The sequence below is a fragment of the Methylobacterium sp. GC_Met_3 genome (genome assembly GCF_026540775.1).
Taxonomy (GTDB): Bacteria; Pseudomonadota; Alphaproteobacteria; order Rhizobiales; family Beijerinckiaceae; genus Methylobacterium.
In genome coordinates, this window is record NZ_JALNUL010000033.1 from 27,715 (window position 1) to 46,708 (window position 18,994).

At 68.1% G+C, this 18,994-nt stretch carries 14 protein-coding genes; 10 read left to right on the forward strand and 4 right to left on the reverse strand.

The window, feature by feature from the left end; genetic code table 11:
• The first annotated feature begins 120 nt into the window (after positions 1-120).
• The 4 genes from OXS27_RS24680 (at position 121) to OXS27_RS24695 (ending at position 4,688) form a co-directional block, all read left to right on the forward strand.
• On the forward strand, positions 121-498 hold the full coding sequence (locus OXS27_RS24680) for a DUF485 domain-containing protein (protein ID WP_267359428.1): 378 nt from the start codon (positions 121-123) through the stop codon (positions 496-498).
• Entirely contained in the window at positions 495-2,177 is a 1,683-nt protein-coding gene (locus OXS27_RS24685; protein WP_267359430.1) for a cation acetate symporter, read from the forward strand. Before OXS27_RS24680 ends, OXS27_RS24685 begins: the two co-directional genes overlap by 4 nt.
• 299 nt (positions 2,178-2,476) lie before the next feature.
• Positions 2,477-4,111 (forward strand): MFS transporter, encoded by a 1,635-nt coding sequence (locus tag OXS27_RS24690; RefSeq protein WP_267359452.1) that lies wholly within the window; start codon positions 2,477-2,479, stop codon positions 4,109-4,111.
• A 382-nt stretch (positions 4,112-4,493) separates the two neighbouring features.
• Positions 4,494-4,688, forward strand: a complete 195-nt coding sequence (locus OXS27_RS24695; protein WP_267359432.1) for a hypothetical protein — start codon at positions 4,494-4,496, stop codon at positions 4,686-4,688.
• Between the two features lie 15 nt (positions 4,689-4,703).
• Here OXS27_RS24695 and OXS27_RS24700 read toward each other — a convergent pair whose 3' ends face one another.
• The 4 genes from OXS27_RS24700 to OXS27_RS24715 all read right to left on the reverse strand — a co-directional run bounded on the left by OXS27_RS24700 (position 4,704) and on the right by OXS27_RS24715 (position 9,783).
• On the reverse strand, positions 4,704-4,934 hold the full coding sequence (locus OXS27_RS24700; protein WP_243925631.1) for a hypothetical protein: 231 nt from the start codon (positions 4,932-4,934) through the stop codon (positions 4,704-4,706).
• A 346-nt stretch (positions 4,935-5,280) separates the two neighbouring features.
• A complete protein-coding gene (purH, locus tag OXS27_RS24705; RefSeq protein WP_267359434.1) occupies positions 5,281-6,879 on the reverse strand; it encodes a bifunctional phosphoribosylaminoimidazolecarboxamide formyltransferase/IMP cyclohydrolase in 1,599 nt (532 codons plus the stop codon).
• Positions 6,880-6,949: 70 nt separating this feature from the next.
• A complete protein-coding gene (locus OXS27_RS24710) occupies positions 6,950-8,698 on the reverse strand; it encodes a heparinase II/III family protein (protein WP_267359436.1) in 1,749 nt (582 codons plus the stop codon).
• A gap of 149 nt (positions 8,699-8,847) precedes the next feature.
• Positions 8,848-9,783 (reverse strand): metal ABC transporter substrate-binding protein, encoded by a 936-nt coding sequence (locus OXS27_RS24715; RefSeq protein ID WP_267359438.1) that lies wholly within the window; start codon positions 9,781-9,783, stop codon positions 8,848-8,850.
• Between the two features lie 168 nt (positions 9,784-9,951).
• Here OXS27_RS24715 and OXS27_RS24720 point away from each other — a divergent pair, with 168 nt between their 5' ends.
• The 6 genes from OXS27_RS24720 to oxc all read left to right on the forward strand — a co-directional run bounded on the left by OXS27_RS24720 (position 9,952) and on the right by oxc (position 18,787).
• Entirely contained in the window at positions 9,952-10,476 is a 525-nt protein-coding gene (locus tag OXS27_RS24720; protein ID WP_243925627.1) for a Spy/CpxP family protein refolding chaperone, read from the forward strand.
• 94 nt (positions 10,477-10,570) lie between these two features.
• Positions 10,571-12,331: an ABC transporter ATP-binding protein gene (locus tag OXS27_RS24725; RefSeq protein WP_267359441.1), complete on the forward strand. Its 1,761-nt coding sequence runs from the start codon at positions 10,571-10,573 to the stop codon at positions 12,329-12,331.
• Between the two features lie 91 nt (positions 12,332-12,422).
• Positions 12,423-13,511 carry a branched-chain amino acid aminotransferase gene (locus OXS27_RS24730; RefSeq protein WP_267359443.1) on the forward strand — a complete coding sequence of 363 codons (1,089 nt, stop codon included), beginning with the start codon at positions 12,423-12,425 and terminating at the stop codon, positions 13,509-13,511.
• Positions 13,512-13,769: 258 nt separating this feature from the next.
• Positions 13,770-15,566, forward strand: a complete 1,797-nt coding sequence (locus OXS27_RS24735) for a hypothetical protein (RefSeq protein ID WP_267359445.1) — start codon at positions 13,770-13,772, stop codon at positions 15,564-15,566.
• Between the two features lie 139 nt (positions 15,567-15,705).
• A complete protein-coding gene (oxlT, locus tag OXS27_RS24740; RefSeq protein ID WP_267359447.1) occupies positions 15,706-16,992 on the forward strand; it encodes an oxalate/formate MFS antiporter in 1,287 nt (428 codons plus the stop codon).
• A 49-nt stretch (positions 16,993-17,041) separates the two neighbouring features.
• Positions 17,042-18,787: an oxalyl-CoA decarboxylase gene (gene oxc / locus OXS27_RS24745; protein WP_267359449.1), complete on the forward strand. Its 1,746-nt coding sequence runs from the start codon at positions 17,042-17,044 to the stop codon at positions 18,785-18,787.
• Positions 18,788-18,994 lie beyond the last annotated feature (207 nt).

The window sequence follows — 18,994 nt, forward strand, 5'->3', positions numbered from 1 at the left end:
GGTCAGCCCCTCGCTGAGCACGCGATGAGGCGGATGCCGGTCCGGCGCCCGCCCCCAACAAGAACCACGAATCAACGCGATGAACCCGAGGGCCGGAGAGCCCTCGCGGGAGGAAACATTATGAGCAGCGGAACGACACTCGGCGCTCGGGGACGACCAGCGCCCCCGGGATCCGGCACACTCGGGGCAGATGCCGATCCGCAGGTCGCGCGGATCGTCCGCACCCCGGAATTCCAGCAGCTCGTCCATGAGCGCACCCGGTTCGGCTGGATCCTCACCATCCTGATGCTGGTGGTGTATTTCGGCTTCATCGGCCTGATCGCCTTCGACAAGGCGCTGCTCGCCGTGAAGGTCGGCGGCGGTACCGCCTCGCTCGGCCTGTTCCTGGGCGTGTTCGTGATCCTGTTCGCCTTCGCGCTGACCGGCGTCTACGTGGCCCGGGCCAACACCCGGTTCGACGCGCTGAGCGACGCCCTCAAGCGGAGCGTTGGCCGATGAACCGCATCCTCCTCGGCCTGACGCTCGCCACCATCGCGGCGACTGCGGCCTACGCCGCCGGCCCCGATCTCGGCGCCGTGCAGCAATCGGCTACGAACTGGCCGGCCATCGGCATGTTCCTGTTCTTCGTGCTGGCAACGCTGGGCATCACCTACAAGGCCGCCAAGGGCACCAAGTCGGCCGCCGACTTCTACGCGGCGGGCGGCGGCATCTCGGCCGGCACGAACTCGCTGGCGATCGCGGGCGACTACATGTCGGCGGCTTCGTTCCTCGGCATCTCGGGCCTGGTCTACACCTCGGGCTTCGACGGGCTGATCTACTCGACGGGCTTCCTAGTCGGCTGGCCGATCGTGCTGTTCCTGATCGCGGAGCGCCTGCGCAACCTCGGCAAGTTCACCTTCGCCGATGTGGCGAGCTTCCGGCTCGACCAGACCTCGATCCGCATCATCTCGGCGGTGGGCACCCTCGTGGTGGTGGCGTTCTACCTGATCGCCCAGATGGTCGGCGCAGGGAAGCTGATCCAGCTCCTGTTCGGCCTGCCCTACCTCTACGCGGTGATCATCGTCGGCGTGCTGATGATCGTCTACGTCGCCTTCGGCGGCATGAAGGCGACCACCTGGGTGCAGGTGATCAAGGCCTGCCTGCTGCTCGGCGGCGCGACCTTCATGGCCGGCGCGGTTCTGTACAGGTACGGCTTCAACCCGGAGACGCTGTTCGCCAACGCCGTGCAGGTCCATCCGAAGGGCGAGGCCATCATGGCACCGGGCGGCCTCGTGTCGAACCCGATCGAGGCGATCTCGCTCGGCGTCGGCCTGATGTTCGGTACCGCGGGCCTTCCGCATATCCTGATGCGGTTCTTCACGGTCTCGGACGCGCAGGCAGCCCGCAAGTCGGTGTTCTACGCCACCGGCCTGATCGGCTACTTCTACATCCTGACCTTCATCATCGGCTTCGGCGGCATCGCCCTGCTGATGTCGGATCCGAGCTACTACAAGCTCGGCGCGGCCGGCACCTTCGACAAGCTGAAGGACATGATCGGCGGGACCAACATGGTCGCCGTCAACCTCGCCAACGCGATCGGCGGCCCGTACTTCCTGGGCTTCATCTCGGCGGTGGCCTTCGCGACGATCCTCGCGGTCGTCGCCGGCCTGACGCTGGCGGGCGCCTCGGCGATCAGCCACGATCTCTACGCTCAGGTGATCGCCCGCGGGCGCACCACCGATAAGCGCGAGGTCAACCTGTCGAAGCTCTCGGCGGTGGTGATCGGGATCGTGGCGATCTTCCTCGGCTACGTGTTCGAGAACCAGAACGTCGCCTTCATGGTCGGCCTCGCCTTCGCGGTGGCGGCGAGCTGCAACTTCCCGGTGCTGTCCATGTCGATCCTGTGGCGGGGAACGACCACCTGGGGTGCCCTCGCCGGCGGGCTCGTCGGTCTGCTCGCGGCGGTGATCATGGTGGTGCTGTCGAAGGCCGTGTGGGTGACGACGCTGGGCAACCCGGCGCCGATCTTCCCCTACGACAACCCGGCTCTGTTCTCGATGCCGCTGGCCTTCGCGACGATCTGGGTCGTGTCCCTCATGGACAGATCCCGCCGGGGCCAGCGCGAGCGGGCGGCGTTCGAGGCGCAATACGTGCGCTCCGAGACGGGAATCGGGGCGTCCGGCGCGCACGCGCACTGACCCCACGCGCCATAGGATGAGTATCGGAGGGCGCGGCTATGGCCGCGCCCTTCCTCGTTTCAGGAGAAGCGACACGACGATCCGCGGACGGCCGTGTTGATGGCGGCGATCACAATCGCTTTACCAATTGACCGCAGCTACACTTCCTATAACGCACAGGTGATCTGCAGCTCGCGCAAGGCGAGGACGCGCAGCGCATCCCGTGCCCCCGGTGAAACGCCGGAGGCAGATGGTGTTGGGGAGGTTAGGCCATGGCTGTAGCAACCGCAGTCCAGCGGGCGGGTGAGGCGGCACGGCCGATGAGTTCGGCCGAGAAGCGCGTGATCTTCGCATCCTCACTCGGCACCGTGTTCGAGTGGTACGACTTCTATCTCTACGGATCGCTCGCCGCGATCATCGGCGCCCAGTTCTTCTCGGCCTATCCGCCGGCGACCCGGGACATCTTCGCCCTGCTGGCCTTCGCGGCGGGCTTCATCGTCCGGCCGTTCGGCGCGCTGGTGTTCGGCCGCATCGGCGACCTCGTCGGGCGCAAGTACACCTTCCTGATCACGATCCTGATCATGGGCCTGTCGACCTTCATCGTCGGCGTGCTGCCCAATGCCACCACGATCGGCATCGCGGCGCCGATCATCCTGATCGTGCTCCGGCTGGCGCAGGGACTGGCGCTCGGCGGCGAGTATGGCGGCGCGGCGACCTACGTGGCCGAGCACGCGCCGAACGGCCGGCGCGGCTTCTACACGAGCTGGATCCAGACCACGGCGACGCTCGGCCTGTTCCTGTCGCTTCTGGTGATCCTGGCGACCCGTAGCTTCACGGGCGAGGCGGCCTTTGCCGAATGGGGCTGGCGCATCCCGTTCCTGGTCTCGGTGTTGCTGCTCGGCATCTCGGTGTGGATCCGGCTCCAGCTATCGGAATCGCCGGCCTTCCAGAAGATGAAGGACGAGGGCAAGACCTCGAAGGCGCCTCTGACGGAGGCCTTCGGCGAGTGGCGGAACGCGAAGTTCGCCGTCATCGCCCTGTTCGGGCTCGTCGCTGGCCAGGGCGTGGTCTGGTACACGGGCCAGTTCTACGCCCTGTTCTTCCTGCAATCGATCCTCAAGGTCGATGGCTATACGGCGAACCTCCTGATCGCGTGGTCGCTGCTGCTCGGCACCGGCTTCTTCGTGGTGTTCGGCTGGCTGTCCGACAAGATCGGCCGCAAGGTGATCATCCTGGCGGGCTGCGCGATCGCGGCGGCGAGCTTCTTCCCTGTCTTCAAGGGCATTACCTCGGCAGCCAATCCGAAGCTCGAGGCGGCCATCGAATCCGTGAAGGTGACGGTGACGGCCGATCCGGCGGCCTGCGGGACGCTTTTCAATCCGGTCGGGACCCGGGTGTTCAGCGCGCCCTGCGACCTCGCCCGCGACTTCCTGTCGAAGTCCTCGGTGCGCTACACGACCGCCGCCGGTGCGGCCGGCCAGCCCGCCACGATCCGGGTCAACGACACCGAGATCCCCTACCCGCAGGGCGGCAATGTCGAGGCCAACAAGGCCACGACCGCCGCGCTCCAGGCGGCCGGCTACCCGAAGGCCGGTGACCCTGAGATCGTGAAGATGGCGAGCCCGTTCGACATCTTCCGGCCGCAGGTCGCGCAGGTGATCGGCCTGCTGTTCATCCTCGTGCTGTTCGTGACGATGGTCTACGGCCCGATCGCCGCCATGCTGGTGGAGCTGTTCCCGACCCGGATCCGCTACACCTCGATGTCGCTGCCCTACCATATCGGCAACGGCTGGTTCGGGGGCCTGCTGCCGGCCACCGCCTTCGCCATGGTGGCCCAGACCGGGGATATCTACTTCGGCCTCTGGTATCCGATCGTCATCGCCGTCGCGACGGTGATCATCGGAGTCCTGTTCGTTCCGGAGACCAAGGATCGCGATATCTTCGCGGACGACTGATCACCCGGATCGGGCCTCGCCCGGACACCACCTGCGCCGGCGACGCCCAGGCCGCACACGCGGCCTGGGCGCTTTTGTTTTGAAACGGTGCCCGGCCAAATCGGATCATCACTCGGCGCGCCGAGCGGCCTCGCGAAAACCGCCGTGCCTGCGAGGCGAGCTTCGAAGACCGAATAATTTGCTGACAGGGGTCGAATTGATTTGATCTTTTGATTTTAGTTCTGACTATCTAAAATACACAGGCAGACTATATTTTTTGATTCTGCCATAAATTCGATATTACGGCGCAAAGATCGTGCGTTCTAACCTAAATACGCAACACTGTACCGCAATGCGTTGACTACGTCTCGGCATTTTAATCCATAATTTTTGGGAACCATGTATGGTCTCCAACCGTAATGGCACGCCCGATCAAAACGATTTCAGAGTTCAGATGGTGAACCTCGCCTCGACATCGCACCGCCGTAAAACGGGCACCAAACCACCTGTTCTACTGGTGCTTTTGTGGCCGTCTGCGACGATCGCCTTATGGTTGCTGATCAACACCTATGCCGGACGTCCGGTCTGGTGGTGGTGATCGGCGGATATGCGGTCAGCTGTCGTGCTGGTAGCCACTCATGAACGCGCCGAGCAGGTAGCCGGATTGATGCGCACCGAGGTAACCGAGTGTGATCAGCGTATGAAGCACATCAAAACCGAAGGTCGTGATGAAGATAGCCGATGCCGTGACCATGATGACCGTCGACGTCATGGCAAGGACGACCACCGTATAGGTTCGCCCGACCAGCCACCCCACTCCGAACAACATCACGGCCACCAGCATCGCGCCACCCAGATCGGATCCGTTCGAGGAGATGCTGCGCGCAATCCTCCTGCATCAGTCCGATCGATGATGACGTGCTGAAGTTCTGACATCAACCCCGGTGCGGCCCGGGCAACTTATCTACATTCAGTCTTACGGTGCCGTCTGAGTACATTTTGAAATTGTAATCGGATCGGCGATTTTTCTGGCTTTTATATCCCTAGCAACAGAGAATTGGCCGAGATCAGATGACACGCAGCGGCCGCGCGGCCGTACGACAATCGATTCTCGGCAACCAATCTGGCACCATCGTTAACGCGGCGGGTGCGGTCGGCTTCGCCTAAATCGTGCGCGGCTTCTCGGCCTGTCAGTGCCGGAAGTGGCGGTGTCCGGTGAACACCATGGCAAGGCCGGCCGCATCGGCCGCGGCGATCACGTCCGAATCGCGCATCGAACCGCCGGGCTGGATCACCGCCGTAGCCCCCGCCTCCGCCGCCGCCATCAGGCCATCCGCGAACGGGAAGAACGCGTCCGACGCCACCACGGAGCCCACGGCGAGGCTCTCGGACAGGCCGAGGCGCTTGGCGCCCTCCGCGGCCTTCCAGGCGGCGATCCGCGAGGAATCGACCCGCGACATCTGCCCGGCCCCGATCCCGACCGTCGCACCGCCCTTCACGTACACGATGGCGTTGGACTTCACATGCTTGGCGACCCGGTAGGCGAAGCGCAGATCGGCGAGTTCCGCCTGGCTCGGCGCGCGCTTGGTCACGACCTGGAGCGGCATGTCGTCGACCACGGCCGCGTCGCGGCCCTGGACCAGCAGCCCGCCGGCCAGCGACCGCACGACCTCGCCGGGCGCCCGCGGATCAGGCAGGCTGCCGGCCAGGAGGAGCCGGAGGTTCTTCTTGCCGGCCACGATCGCGGCGGCCTCGGGCGTCGCATCCGGCGCGATGATCACCTCGGTGAAGATCTCCACGATCTTCGCAGCCGCCTCCGCGTCGAGCGTCCGGTTGAGCGCCACGATGCCGCCGAAGGCCGAGGTCGGATCACAGCTCAGGGCGCGCTCGTAGGCCTCGAGCAGGCTCGCCCCCTCGGCGACGCCGCAAGGGTTGGCGTGCTTGATGATCGCCACCGCGGCGGCGCGGGCGGGATCGAACTCCGCGACGCACTCGTAGGCGGCATCCGTGTCGTTGAAGTTGTTATAGGATAGCTCCTTGCCCTGGAGCTGGCGCGCGGTCGCCACACCCGAGCGGGGTTTGCCCGGGGCCCGATAGAAGGCCGCAATCTGGTGCGGGTTCTCGCCGTAGCGCAGGCTCTGCCCGAGGCTGCCCCCGAAGGCGCGGAATGGCGCCGCCGCATCGGCACCGAAGCGGCCGGCCATCCAGTTGGCAATGGACGCGTCGTAGGCCGCCGTGCGGGCGAAGGCTTTTTGCGCGAGTTGCCGGCGCAGCTCCGCGTCCAGCGCGCCGTCATGGGCCTCCAGCGCGGCGAGCACGGACGCGTAGTCGGCCACGTCGGTGACGACCGCCACGTCGGCATGGTTCTTGGCCGCCGCGCGAATCATCGCGGGGCCGCCGACATCGATGTTCTCGATGCAGTCGGCGTCCGGCTTGTCGGCCGCGATCGTCGCCTCGAACGGATAGAGATTCACGACGAGCAGGTCGATCGCCCCGATCCCGTGGGCGGCGAGGGCCGCCTGATGCTCCGGGTTGTCGCGAATCGCCAGCAGACCACCATGCACCGCCGGATGCAGCGTCTTGACCCGCCCATCCATCATCTCGGGGAAGCCGGTCAGGTCGGCGACCTCGGACACCGCGAGGCCGGCCTCCTGCAACGCTCGATGGGTGCCCCCGGTCGAGACCAGGGCGATTCCGCGCGCCTGGAGCGCGCGGGCAAAGTCGACGAGTCCGGTCTTGTCGGAGACCGAGAGGAGCGCGCGGGAGACCCGCACCTGATCGTGCGCCATGGTTTCGTGCCGAAAGCGTGAGATTTTTTCGGGCGGTAGCACGGAAACGGCGATCCGGGCCAGCCGCTCGTCAGCTCGGCGCGACGCCCCGCAGCGGCGCCGAGGCGAGGCGCGTGAAACTCCAGCGCACCTCGACATCCTCCGACACGGTCAGGTGGAGCGCGATCTGGTCGGTCCGGCGCGGGCCGGTCAGGCCGGAGAAGTACACGCTCTCCTCCAGGGCGATCTCGGCATTTTCCGCGCGGAACTGCCAGATCTCGCCGAGCGCCGAGGTGAGTTCGAGCCCTTCCGGCGCCCCGCGCACGGCGATGCCGGGATGCAGGTGGAAGCGGATCGCGACATCCTGGGCGCGGCGGCGTGCCCGGCTCCCGGCCTTGCCCTGGCGCAGGAAGGCGTCCCGACCCTCGACGCGCGCCGCAGTGGCGACAAGCTCCCAGCGCCGCTCGTGGATGATCCCGTAATCCGGGCCGAAGCCGTCGTGCCGGGCGGCCAGCACGACGCGCTCGGCATCCTCGGCCCGCTCGGCCGCGACGGCGGTCGGGCCGCTCAGGACCACGGATCCGCGCCGCCGGATCAACCAGTCGGCGACCTGGCGCTCGCCCCACCAGCCGCTGCGCGTCAGGAACCGGCACGAAGAGGCCTGGGCCACGGAGGCCGTCGAATGCGCGGGCGTCGACCGGGCAAGGAGGCGCAGATCCGGCCCGCTCGCCGGCAGGCCGCAATTGACCACGATCCGCTGCGGTCCGCTCGACATCTCGAAGGCGAGGCAGCCCGCCCCGGCATTGACCGAGTACGGCAACGGCGGGCTCGCGCCGACATCGGCGACGATCACGATCCGGGCGCCCTCCAGCCGCTCGTAGCCGGAATTCGGGGCATGCATCAGCGGCTGGGCTAGGGCGCCGTCATAGATCAGCAGGGTGGCAAGGTGGTCCGCGTCGGTGGCGCCCATGCCGTTGAAATGGCTGAGCGAGGCGTCCGGGTGGCGCAGGAGCCGCAGGAGCGGCAGCATCCGGTCGATCGCCCCCAGGAGCGCCACCGGCGGCTCGACGCTGCGGCTCAGATAGCTCTGGCGCAGCGGCAACAGGTCGAGGAGCAGCTCCATGGCGAAGCGCGGATCGCGCGAGCGATGGCCGCCGTCGGTGAGGATCTGACGGTCGAGCTCCCGCGACAGGACCCGGGTCGCCCGCCGAAGGATCGGCTGGATCCCGTCGCAGCACAGGCCCGCGTAGCAGAGCGCAACGGCGGCGTTCAGGCGCCATTGCTGCGGCACGCCCCGCCGCAGATCGCGCTCCAGCTGTTGCGCGTTGCGGGCGATCGCCTTGAGGAAGCTCTGGTAGAACGCATGGTCTGCGCCCTCCAGCACGAGGGGCGACTGACAGAGGAACGAGATCAGCCGCCGCGCCGCCACCGGTGTCTGGCGGGCCAGAATCGGGTCGCCCCGCCCGGCGATGAAATCGGCCACGAAGGCGCGGGCATTGGCCCGGGCCAGCGCCGTGTCGGCGGCGCGCAGATGGCGCAGCCAGCCGAAGCCGTAGAGCTCGTCGGCCCATTCCGGCGAGGGGGGCGCGTAGTCGAACGGCGAGCCGCCGCTCGCCGCGAGCGACCGCCCGGCGAAGACGAACAGCCCCGCGTAGATGTCGTCCGCGAAGGTTGCGTCGGAGGTGCGCAGATCCTGGGGGGCGATCACGAGCCCGGTCACCCGCATCCGGGCGAGGATGTCGGGGGACGCCGTCAGGCTGGCGGCGGCCGCACGGATCGCGCGCGCGGCCTCGCGCGCGACGAGCCGATAGAAGCGCCAGCGGTCAGGCCCCCAAGCCACGCGATCTCCGAGCTGCGCGATCCGACAAGGCCCCACGGCCCTGAGCCCTCGCGGACGAGGATCGGCTGGCACCCGTTACGTAAGGCTAGAGGGGGCCTCTTAACCGCCAGTTTACGCTATGTCATGCCCGTCGCCCCGCGGGCGAGATCTCAGCCGGCCCCCAGCGCCGCCGCGAAGGCGCGCAGGTTCGCGCGCATCATGTCCAGGTAGGTCGGTGCCGGGCCGTCGGCCCCCGAGAGCGCATCCGAATAGACCTTGCCGCCGATCCGGGCACCGCTCTCCCGGGCGATCTGTTCCATCTGGCGGGGATCGCTGATGTTCTCCAGAAACACGGCGGGGATGCGGTCCTGGCGAATCTGCCGGATGATCGCCGCCACGTCGCGCGGGCTAGCCTCGCTGTCGGTCGAGACGCCCTGGGGCGCCACGAACCGCAAACCGTAAGCCGCCGCGAAGTACCCGAAGGCATCGTGGGTCGTGATGATCCGGCGGCGGTCCGGCGGGATGCCGTCGATCGTGGCGCGCACCGCCCGCTCCAGGGCGTCGAGCTCGGCGATGTAGGCGGCGGCCGCGTCCCGGTAGGCATCGGCATGGGCCGGATCGACCTTGGCGAAGCCGTCGCGGATATTGGCGACGTAGATCCGCACGTTGGCGACGCTCTGCCAGGCATGCGGATCGACCGCATGGTCGCCGTGATCATGCCCGCCCGCACCATGGGCGTGCTCGTCCTGGGCGGGGATCGGCGTCACTCCCGCGGAGGCCACCACCACCGGCGCGTGGGTGCCGGAGGCCCGGATCAACCGGTCGAACCAGCCCTCCAATCCGAGGCCGTTGACGAACACGATGTCGGCCTCGGCGAGCTTGCGGGCATCGGCCGGGGTCGGGCTGAAGCCATGGGCATCGGAGTTGGGCCCGACCAGCGTCGAGACGACCACGCGCGTGCCGCCGACGGCCCGGACCAGATCGCCCAGGATCGAGAAGCTCGCCACCGCCCGGACCGGGCTCGCCTCCGGCGCTGCCCGAGCCGGAACCGCGAGGATGAGGGCCAGGATCGCAAAGCCGGCCCATGCGCGGATCGCAATCCGCATCGTTTCCGCCATCCCACGCACGGTCTCAGCTCCCACTCACGTCCGCGCAGGCCAGTAGTGTAACAATGTTACATACACAAGCGGGATACACGCCCGGCATTCGATAGGCGTCACCGGGCATCCTGGCGGCGGACCTGCCGATGCCCCGCGTGTGAGACGGAGGTTTCCATGTCCCGACGTTTGAGAGCCGCACTCCTCGTCACCGGTGCCCTCGGCCTTGGGCTGACCGGCGCGGCAATCGCCCGCGATCATGGGATGGACGGGGTCCGCGGGCATGGCCGGTGGAGCGCGCTGAGTCCCGAGGACCGGGCGGCGTTCACGGATGCCCGGATCGCCGCGCTCCATGCCGGCTTGAAGCTCAATGCCGATCAGGAGAAGCTGTGGCCGCCAGTGGAATCCGCGATCCGCGATATGGCCACGCTGCGCCAGCAGCGCCGCGAGGCGATGCGCAACCGGCCGAAACTGGCCGACGATGCCCCCGCAGCCTTGCGGGCCATGGCGGACACCGCGACCGCCCGTGGCGAAGCCCTGCGCAAGCTCGCCGACGCGTCGCAGCCGCTCTACGCCAGCTTGGACCAGGACCAGAAGCGGCGCGCCATGATCCTCGCCCGGCCGATGGACGGCCACGGGATGCGGGGCGGCCGGCATCACGGCCACGACGAAGATCACGGTCCGGGCGGCGGCGACCGCTGACCCATAAACCTTGATCCGCGGCGGCGGCGGCGGCAAACCCGCTTCCGCCGCGCCTCCTGCCGGAGGACGGCGCTGATCCGACCCGGTAGGTTTCATGGCGCGCCTCCCCGGCGACACGGCACCCCTTCTCGCCCGACTCTGGCGCACGTGGTTGTACCCGCATCGGGCCACCCTCGCGGTGGTGCTCGTGCTGATCGCGCTGGTCGGCGCCTCGACCGGGCTCTACCCGGCGCTGATCAAGGCGGCCTTCGACGCCTTCGACCGCAAGGATTCCGTGGCGGTCGCCTACGGACCTCTGGTTGTGATCGTTGTCACGGCCACGCGCGGTTTCGCGCTGTTCGGACAGACGGTGCTGACCAACCGGGTCGTCACCCGGGTCGAGGCCGACATGCAGGCGGCTTTGTATGGGCACTTGATCGAGTCCGATCTCGCCCAGCTCGGCCGCGAGAGCCCGGCGGCGCTGACCCAGCGCTTCACCACCGATTTCGCCTTCATCAAGGAGGCGCTGACCCGCATCTCGACGGTTCTGCTGCGCGACATCGCCATGCTGATCGGCCTCGTGGCGGCTCTGCTCTGGATGGATCCGGTGCTGACGCTCGTGGCCGGCCTCACGGTGCCGTTCGTGGCTGGCCCGATCGGGCGGATCGGCAAGAAGCTCCGGCGGGTCTCGACCTCGACGCAGGAGCAGATGGGCGCCACCGCCAGCCTGATCTCGGAGAGCCTGCAGGGCGCCCGCGTCGCCAAGACCTACGCGATGGAGCCCTACCTGAAGGGCCGCGCCGCCGAGGCCCTCGACGAGGTGCGTCGCCTCAAGATGAAGGCCGCCAACGCCCGCGGGCGGCTCGATCCGCTGCTCGAGATCGGCGGCGGCATCGCGGTGGCGGGCGTGCTGGTGCTGGTGGGGCAGCGGGTGCTCGCGGGGGAGAAGACGGTCGGCGACTTCACCGGCTACGTGGCGGCCCTGCTGCTCGCCGCCCAGCCTGCCCGGGCTCTCGGAAACCTCAACGCCATCCTGCAGGAGGCTGCGGCCGCGCTGCGGCGCTACTTCGACGTGATGGATGAGGCGCCCACGATCCGCGAGGCGCCCGATGCCCGGCCGCTGACCGTCACAGCCGGTGCGATCCGCTTCGATGGCGTTCAATTCCGTTATCGCCCGGATGCGCCGGCGCTGGAGGGAATCGATCTTACGGTGCCTGCGGGCTCGGTCACGGCCCTGGTCGGGCGCTCCGGCTCGGGAAAATCCTCGCTGCTCAATCTCGTCCCGCGGCTCTACGACGTCACTGCCGGACGGGTGACCGTCGATGGCCAGGACGTTCGGGCGGTGACCTTGGCTTCGCTGCGTGCGGCGGTGGCGGTGGTCTCGCAGGAGGTCGTGCTGTTCGATGACACGATCGCCGTCAACATCGGTTTCGGCCGGCCCGGTGCCTCCCGGGGCGAGATCGAGGCGGCAGCGCGCGCGGCCGCGGCCCACGGCTTCGTCTCGGCCTTGCCGGAGGGCTACGAGTTCCGCGTCGGGCCGGGTGGCGGCCGGCTCTCGGGCGGTGAACGGCAGCGGGTGGCACTGGCGCGCGCCTTCCTGAAGGACGCGCCGATCCTGCTCCTCGACGAGGCGACCTCGGCCCTCGATTCCGAATCGGAGCGCCTGGTTCAGGAGGCCCTGACCCGGTTGATGCACGGCCGGACCACCTTGGTGATCGCCCATCGCCTCTCGACCGTGCGCGAGGCCGATCAGATCGTCGTGATGGAAGCCGGCCGCGTTATCGAAGCCGGGCGGCACGACACGCTCCTCGCGTTGGGCGGCGCCTACGCGCGCCTGCACCGGCTGCAACTCTCCGAGCCCGCGGCGGCGGAGTGATCCGCATGAACGGCGACACCGTCATGCGCCGGCTCCGTAGATTCGCGCGCGAGAGCACGCCATAAGAGCCTCAGCCGATGAGGACCCCACCGTGAGCGACCTGACGTTCGAGATCCAGAGCCACCCCGCCCGCCGGACCGCCAAGGAGCGGGCCGCGCTGATGGTGAATCCCGGCTTCGGCAAGGTGTTCACCGACCACATGGTGGTGGCACGCTATTCGGCCGGACGCGGCTGGCACGACGCAACGATCAAGGCCCGTGAGCCGATCCCGCTCGATCCGGCCGCCGCGGTGCTGCATTACGCGCAGGAAATCTTCGAGGGGTTGAAGGCCTATCGGACCGCCGATGGGGGCGCCGCCCTGTTCCGGCCGGACGCCAACGCGCGCCGCTTCCGTCACTCGGCCGAACGCCTGGCGATCCCGCCCTTCCCCGAGGATGCCTTCGTCGAGGCGATGCACAAGCTCGTCGAGATCGATCGCGCCTGGATCCCCGACACGGCGGATGGCAGCCTCTATCTCCGTCCGTTCATGATCGCCACCGAGGCGTTCCTGGGGGTCAAGCCGGCCTCCGAGTACCTGTTCATCACCATCGCGTCTGCGGTGGGCTCGTACTTCAAGGACCCAAACAGCACGGTCACGGTCTGGGTCTCGGAGCACTACACGCGCGCCGCCCCGGGCGGCACCGGCGCGGCCAAGTGCGGCGGCAACTACGCGGCGAGCCTCGCCGCACAAGCGGAGGCGACCGCGCAGGGCTGCGAGCAGGTGGTGTTCCTCGATGCGGTCGAGCGCCGCTACATCGAGGAACTCGGCGGCATGAACGTGTTCTTCGTGTTCGAGGACGGGACGCTCGTCACCCCCCCGCTCTCGGACAGCATCCTGCACGGCATCACCCGCGATTCGGTGCTCGCCCTCGCGCAGGAGGCCGGCCTTACCGTGAAGGAGGAGCCCTACGCGATCGACGCGTGGCGCGCCGATGTCCGCGAAGGCCGCCTGACCGAGGCCTTCGCCTGCGGGACTGCCGCGGTGATCACGCCGATCGGCACCGTGAAGGGCCGCGAGGACAGCTTCACCATCGGGAACGGCAAGGCCGGGCCGGTGGCCCAGCGGCTGCGGAACCTGCTGGTCGATATCCAGCGGGGCAACACGAATGATGCCCATGGCTGGTTCCAGAAGGTGTTTTGAGACTTTTGAACCGTCCGCATTGGCGGGGAGCGGTTTGGGCTTTTCGAACGCGCACAGCGGCTCGGCCGAGCGCGCTCCCTCCCCCCTTTGCGGGGGAGGGTGGCCCCGGAAGGGGGTCGGGAGAGGGGAGCGACAGTACAGGATTAAGTTCTGCCCGTTCTGCCAGTCGCGCCCGCTTCTGAAACCGGGTTCCTCTCTCCCGACCCGGCCTTACGGCCGGCCCACCCTCCCCCGCAGAGGGGGGAGGGAGGCGCGCACATGACAGACGCGGTCGCCCAGCACACAGAACCGCCCATCGGACCCTGGAACCCCGGTGTCCGCTCCGACCTGCCGTCCGCCTTCCTGCCGCTGGTCACCGTCTACCGTCCGGAGCACGTCGAGACGCCGCTGCGCGACGCCCTCGATCTCAGCGACCTGTGCGGCCTGCCGGCCCGGCAGCTCACGCGATTCCGGGCGAGCCGCCTCGTCGTCCACGAGGTGCTGATTCGGGTCATGTCGGACCTGTCCGTGCCGGTGGGCGCGGTCTACGCCGATCTCGGCGTGAATTTCCGGGCGATCGTCGCCACGATCCTGCGCGAGGGCGTCGAGCCCCGCCTCGGAGACGTCGAGGACGCCCTGGCGCGGATCCGCGCCGAGGCCGACGCGGTCCTGGCCCGCGAGATCGCCGCGATCCTCGACGACCCGCCGACCCCTCCCCCGCCGGAGCCGCGCTGGCTCGACCGGCTCCTCGGCCGGCGCCCGTCCGCGGTCGAGGCGCCGCGCGTGGACCGTGCGACCCGGGCGCTGCTCCATATCGAATCCTGGCAGCGGCGGGCGTCGGAATCCGGCGACGGCCTCGAGATCGCGGCTTGCGAGGCGCTCCGCACGGTCGTGTCGGGCCTGATCGCCCGACACAACACCTTGATCCGCGACGCAGGTCTGTTGCGCAGCCTGGCCGGGACGCTGGTCTCCAACGGCTACGGCAGCCGCCGGATCGGCGAGAGGATCGAGCCCTGGATCGCCGCCGTGGTGGAGGCCCGAGGCTACCGCCGGCTCGCGGCCCAGGACCATCCGGTGGTGATGAACGTCAAGGGCGCCTCGGCCTCAGGCAAGAGCACGATCCGCCCCTATCAGCTCGGTCTTGCCAGACGCCTCGGCATGGCGTGGTCGGACTTCGCGGTGATCACGCCCGATGTCTGGCGGAAGTACCTGCTCGATTACGACAGCCTTGGGCCCGCGGCCCGCTACGCCGGGACACTGACGGGCTACGAGGTCGAGATCATCGACATGAAGCTCGACCGCTACGTCACCCGCAAGGCGGCGGAGCGGCGGATCTCGAACCTGCTGATCGACCGGTTCCGGTTCGACAGCTTCCAGGCCGAGGCCGGCTCGGACGGCGGCGGCCAGCTGCTCACCCGATTCGGCGACCGGGTCTACATGCAGTTCATGGTCACGCCGCCGGCCGACACCGTGGAGCGGGCTTGGCAGCGCGGTGAGATGTTCGGCCGCTACAAGGCCGTGGAGGATCTCCTCGCCCACAATGTCGAGGCCTATACCGGCATGCCGCGCTTGTTCTTCAACTGGGCATTGTCACGCGACAAGCAGGTGGTCTGCGAGTTCCTCGACAACAGCGTGCCGCTCGGCGATCGCCCGCGCACCATCGCGTTCTGGGCCGATGGGATCCTCAACATCCTCGACGTGAAGGGGCTCATCGACATCGACCGCTTCCGGAAGGTCGACATTTTCGCGCGCGGACCGGAAGCGGTGTTCAAGGGCGCGGACCTTTCGGCATCCGCCAACACGGCGTTCCTGCGGGAATGCCTGCGCCGGATGACGGCGATCCGCTTCGTTCAGGCCGAGACCGGACGGGCGATCCTGCGGCTCGATCGCGGACGGATCACCGGGCTCGACCCCGCCGCTTTGGCGGCTCTCGCCGACGAATCGGACTGGATGGCAGCCCGCGCGCTGATCGGCATGCCGGATGACCTGGCGGCGATCCCGATCCTGGATGAGACTTTGCGGCCGGCGGATCAGCCGACCCTTGGAGCGTGGGGGAGCGATTCCCCATGCCTGTGAACCGGCACAATATCGCCGTCCTGACAGTTCATTCCGTCCGTCTCACGCTGGTATATTGCATACCTGGAACGGATGTGCATGATCTGTGGTGCACGAGACGCCGCCGCGTAAGGCCGCGCCGCCCAAGAGAGGCTTAGGGATGGAACGCCAGGATTCGCCGTCGGCGAAATGGTGGCAGCTCGCTTTCGGCGTGATCTGCATGGCCATGATCGCCAACCTGCAATACGGCTGGACGTTGTTCGTCGATCCGATCGACCAACGGTATCATTGGGGCCGGGCGGCGATCCAGCTCGCCTTCACCTTGTTCGTCGCCACCGAGACCTGGCTGGTGCCGGTCGAGGCGTGGTTCGTGGATCGCTACGGCCCGAAGATCGTCGTGGCGTTCGGCGGCGTGATGATCGCCCTGGCCTGGACCATCGACGCCTACGCCGACAGCCTGTTCCTTCTTTATCTCGGGGCCGTCATTGCCGGCATCGGCGCGGGCTCGGTCTACGGAACCTGCGTGGGCAACGCACTGAAGTGGTTCCCGCATCGGCGCGGCCTCGCGGCCGGTGCCACGGCAGCCGGATTCGGCGCCGGCGCGGCCATCACGGTGGTACCGATCGCCCGGATGATCGCCACCAGCGGTTATCAGGACGCGTTCCTGTATTTCGGCATCGGTCAGGGCACCGTGGTGTTCGTGCTCGCCTTCCTGCTGCGCAAGCCGTCGACGATCGCGCAGGTCCAGCGCAAGAGCTCGCGCCTGCCCCAGACCAAGATCGATCGCAGCCCCCGCGAGGCGGTCCGCACTCCGGTCTTCTGGGTCATGTACGCAATGTTCGTGATGGTCGCCTCCGGGGGCCTGATGGCGGCGGCGCAGATCGCACCGATCGCCCACGACTTCCAGGTCGCCGGCGTCCCGGTGAGCCTGTTCGGCCTGCAGATGGCGGCGCTGACACTCGCGATCTCTCTCGACCGGATCTTCGACGGGTTCGGGCGGCCGTTCTTCGGCTACGTCTCCGACCATATCGGCCGGGAAAACACGATGTTCATCGCCTTCTCGACGGCGGCGGCAGCGGTGATCGTGCTCCTGACCTATGGCCACAACCCGATGGTCTTCGTATTTGCGACCGCGGTGTATTTCGGGGTGTTCGGCGAGATCTACTCGCTGTTCCCGGCGACGTGTGGCGACACGTTCGGGTCCAAGTATGCCGCCAGCAATGCTGGCCTGCTCTACACCGCCAAGGGCACCGCGGCCTTCCTCGTGCCCTTCGCGAGCCTGCTCTCGACGGCCTACGGCTGGTCGGCGGTGTTCACGCTGATCATCGTCCTGAACGTCACGGCGGCAGCCTTAGCCATGTTCCTGCTCCGCCCGATGCGGGCCCGCTACCTCGCCGAGCCGGAGCCCGCCGCGGCGCTTGCCGCCCGACCGATCCGGGCGGCCTGAAGGCCGTCCGCCCCGCCAACTTCGACATCGACCTTCCGGAGACCCTGCGATGACCGCACTGGCCAAGATCGTCCACACCACCCCCGAGATCGAGGCGGAGCCCGATCTGACCGATGGCTTCCACCTCGTCATCGACGCGCTCAAGCTCAACGGCATCGAGACGATCTACGGCGTGCCGGGCATTCCGATCACCGATCTCGGCCGCATGGCGCAGGCCGAGGGGATGCGGGTGATCTCGTTCCGACACGAGCAGCATGCCGGCAACGCCGCGGCGATCGCGGGCTTCCTGACCCAGAAACCCGGCATTTGCCTCACCGTCTCGGCCCCGGGCTTCCTGAACGGCCTGACCGCTCTGGCCAACGCCACCACCAACTGCTTCCCGATGATCCTGATCTCGGGCTCCTCCGAGCGCGAGATCGTCGACCTGCAGCAGGGCGACTACGAGGAGATGGACCAGCTCGCGATTGCCAAGCCCCTGTGCAAGGCGGCGTTCCGGGTGCTGCACGCGGCCGATATCGGCATCGGCGTCGCCCGCGCGATCCGCGCTGCCTGCTCGGGCCGGCCGGGCGGCGTCTATCTCGACCTGCCCGCCAAGCTGTTTGCCCAGGTGATGGACGCCGAGGCTGGCCAGAAGTCGCTGGTCAAGGTGATCGATCCGGCGCCCGCCCAGCTTCCCGCCCCCGAGGCGATCGCCCGGGCGCTGGACGTCCTGAAATCCGCCAAGCGGCCGCTGATCGTGCTCGGCAAGGGCGCCGCCTACGCCCAGGCCGACGACGCCATCCGCGCCCTCGTCGAGACCAGCGGCATCCCCTACGTGCCGATGAGCATGGCAAAGGGCCTCCTGCCCGACACCCACCCGCTCTCGGCCGGTGCCGCGCGCTCCACGGCGCTGAAGGATTCGGACGTGGTGCTGCTGATCGGCGCCCGGCTGAACTGGCTGCTGTCGCACGGCAAGGGCAAGAGCTGGGGCGAGCCAGGCTCGACCAAGTTCATCCAGATCGACATCGAGCCCCGCGAGATGGATTCGAACGTCGAGATCGTGGCCCCGGTGGTCGGCGACATCGCCTCCTGCGTGCAGGCGCTGCTCGACGGCATGGGCAAGGGCTGGCAGCTGCCCCCGTCCGACTGGATCGAGACGCTCAAGAGCAAGCGTGAGGCGAACATCGCCAAGATGGCGCCGAAGCTCATGAGCAACGCCGCGCCGATGAACTTCCACGCCGCGCTCGGGGCGCTGCGGACTATCGTCAAGGAGCGGCCGGACGCGATCCTGGTCAACGAGGGCGCCAACACCCTCGACCTCGCCCGGGGCATCATTGACATGTACCAGCCGCGCAAGCGCCTGGATGTCGGCACCTGGGGCATCATGGGCATCGGCATGGGCTTCGCCGTCGCGGCCGCCGTCGAGACCGGCAAGCCGGTCCTCTGCGTGGAGGGTGACAGCGCCTTCGGCTTCTCCGGCATGGAGGTCGAGACGATCTGCCGGTACGGGCTGCCGATCTGCATCGTGGTGTTCAACAACAACGGCATCTACCGCGGCACCGACACCGACCCGACCGGCCGCGATCCGGCCACGACGGTGTTCGTGCCGGATTCCCGCTACGACCGGATGATGGAGGCCTTCGGCGGCGTCGGCTACCACGTCACCACGCCGGACGAGCTGACCCGGGCGGTCAACGAGGCGATGAATTCGGGCCGGCCGGCCCTGGTCAACGCGGTGATCGACCCGGCCGCCGGCAGCGAGAGCGGCAATATCGGCAGCCTCAACCCGCAGAGCGGCATCAAGAAGAAGAAGTGAGGGCGGCGGGCGCCCTCAACGTGCACTCCTGACGTCGTCACCCCGGCCGGATCGCTCAGCGGTCCGGCCGTTTTCAATATGGACCACCGTATCCGCGCGCCGTCCCTCCCCGCTCTGCGGGGGAGGGTGGGCCGTCAGGCCGGGTCGGGAGAGGGGAGCCCGGCTTCCGGACAGGGTGGAAGCCTTCATGAAGGCCGGTGCGCTGTT

Bases quoted from the DNA above. Each gene is read 5' to 3' on its own strand.
- oxlT (WP_267359447.1), top strand. From the start codon at position 15,706: ATGGAACGCCAGGATTCGCCGTCGGCGAAATGGTGGCAGCTCGCTTTC.
- OXS27_RS24680 (WP_267359428.1), top strand. From the start codon at position 121: ATGAGCAGCGGAACGACACTCGGCGCTCGGGGACGACCAGCGCCCCCG.
- OXS27_RS24715 (WP_267359438.1), bottom strand. From the start codon at position 9,783: ATGCGGATTGCGATCCGCGCATGGGCCGGCTTTGCGATCCTGGCCCTC.
- OXS27_RS24695 (WP_267359432.1), top strand. From the start codon at position 4,494: ATGGTCTCCAACCGTAATGGCACGCCCGATCAAAACGATTTCAGAGTT.
- OXS27_RS24735 (WP_267359445.1), top strand. From the start codon at position 13,770: ATGACAGACGCGGTCGCCCAGCACACAGAACCGCCCATCGGACCCTGG.
- OXS27_RS24725 (WP_267359441.1), top strand. From the start codon at position 10,571: ATGGCGCGCCTCCCCGGCGACACGGCACCCCTTCTCGCCCGACTCTGG.
- oxc (WP_267359449.1), top strand. From the start codon at position 17,042: ATGACCGCACTGGCCAAGATCGTCCACACCACCCCCGAGATCGAGGCG.
- OXS27_RS24720 (WP_243925627.1), top strand. From the start codon at position 9,952: ATGTCCCGACGTTTGAGAGCCGCACTCCTCGTCACCGGTGCCCTCGGC.
- OXS27_RS24700 (WP_243925631.1), bottom strand. From the start codon at position 4,934: ATGCTGGTGGCCGTGATGTTGTTCGGAGTGGGGTGGCTGGTCGGGCGA.
- OXS27_RS24690 (WP_267359452.1), top strand. From the start codon at position 2,477: ATGAGTTCGGCCGAGAAGCGCGTGATCTTCGCATCCTCACTCGGCACC.
- purH (WP_267359434.1), bottom strand. From the start codon at position 6,879: ATGGCGCACGATCAGGTGCGGGTCTCCCGCGCGCTCCTCTCGGTCTCC.
- OXS27_RS24685 (WP_267359430.1), top strand. From the start codon at position 495: ATGAACCGCATCCTCCTCGGCCTGACGCTCGCCACCATCGCGGCGACT.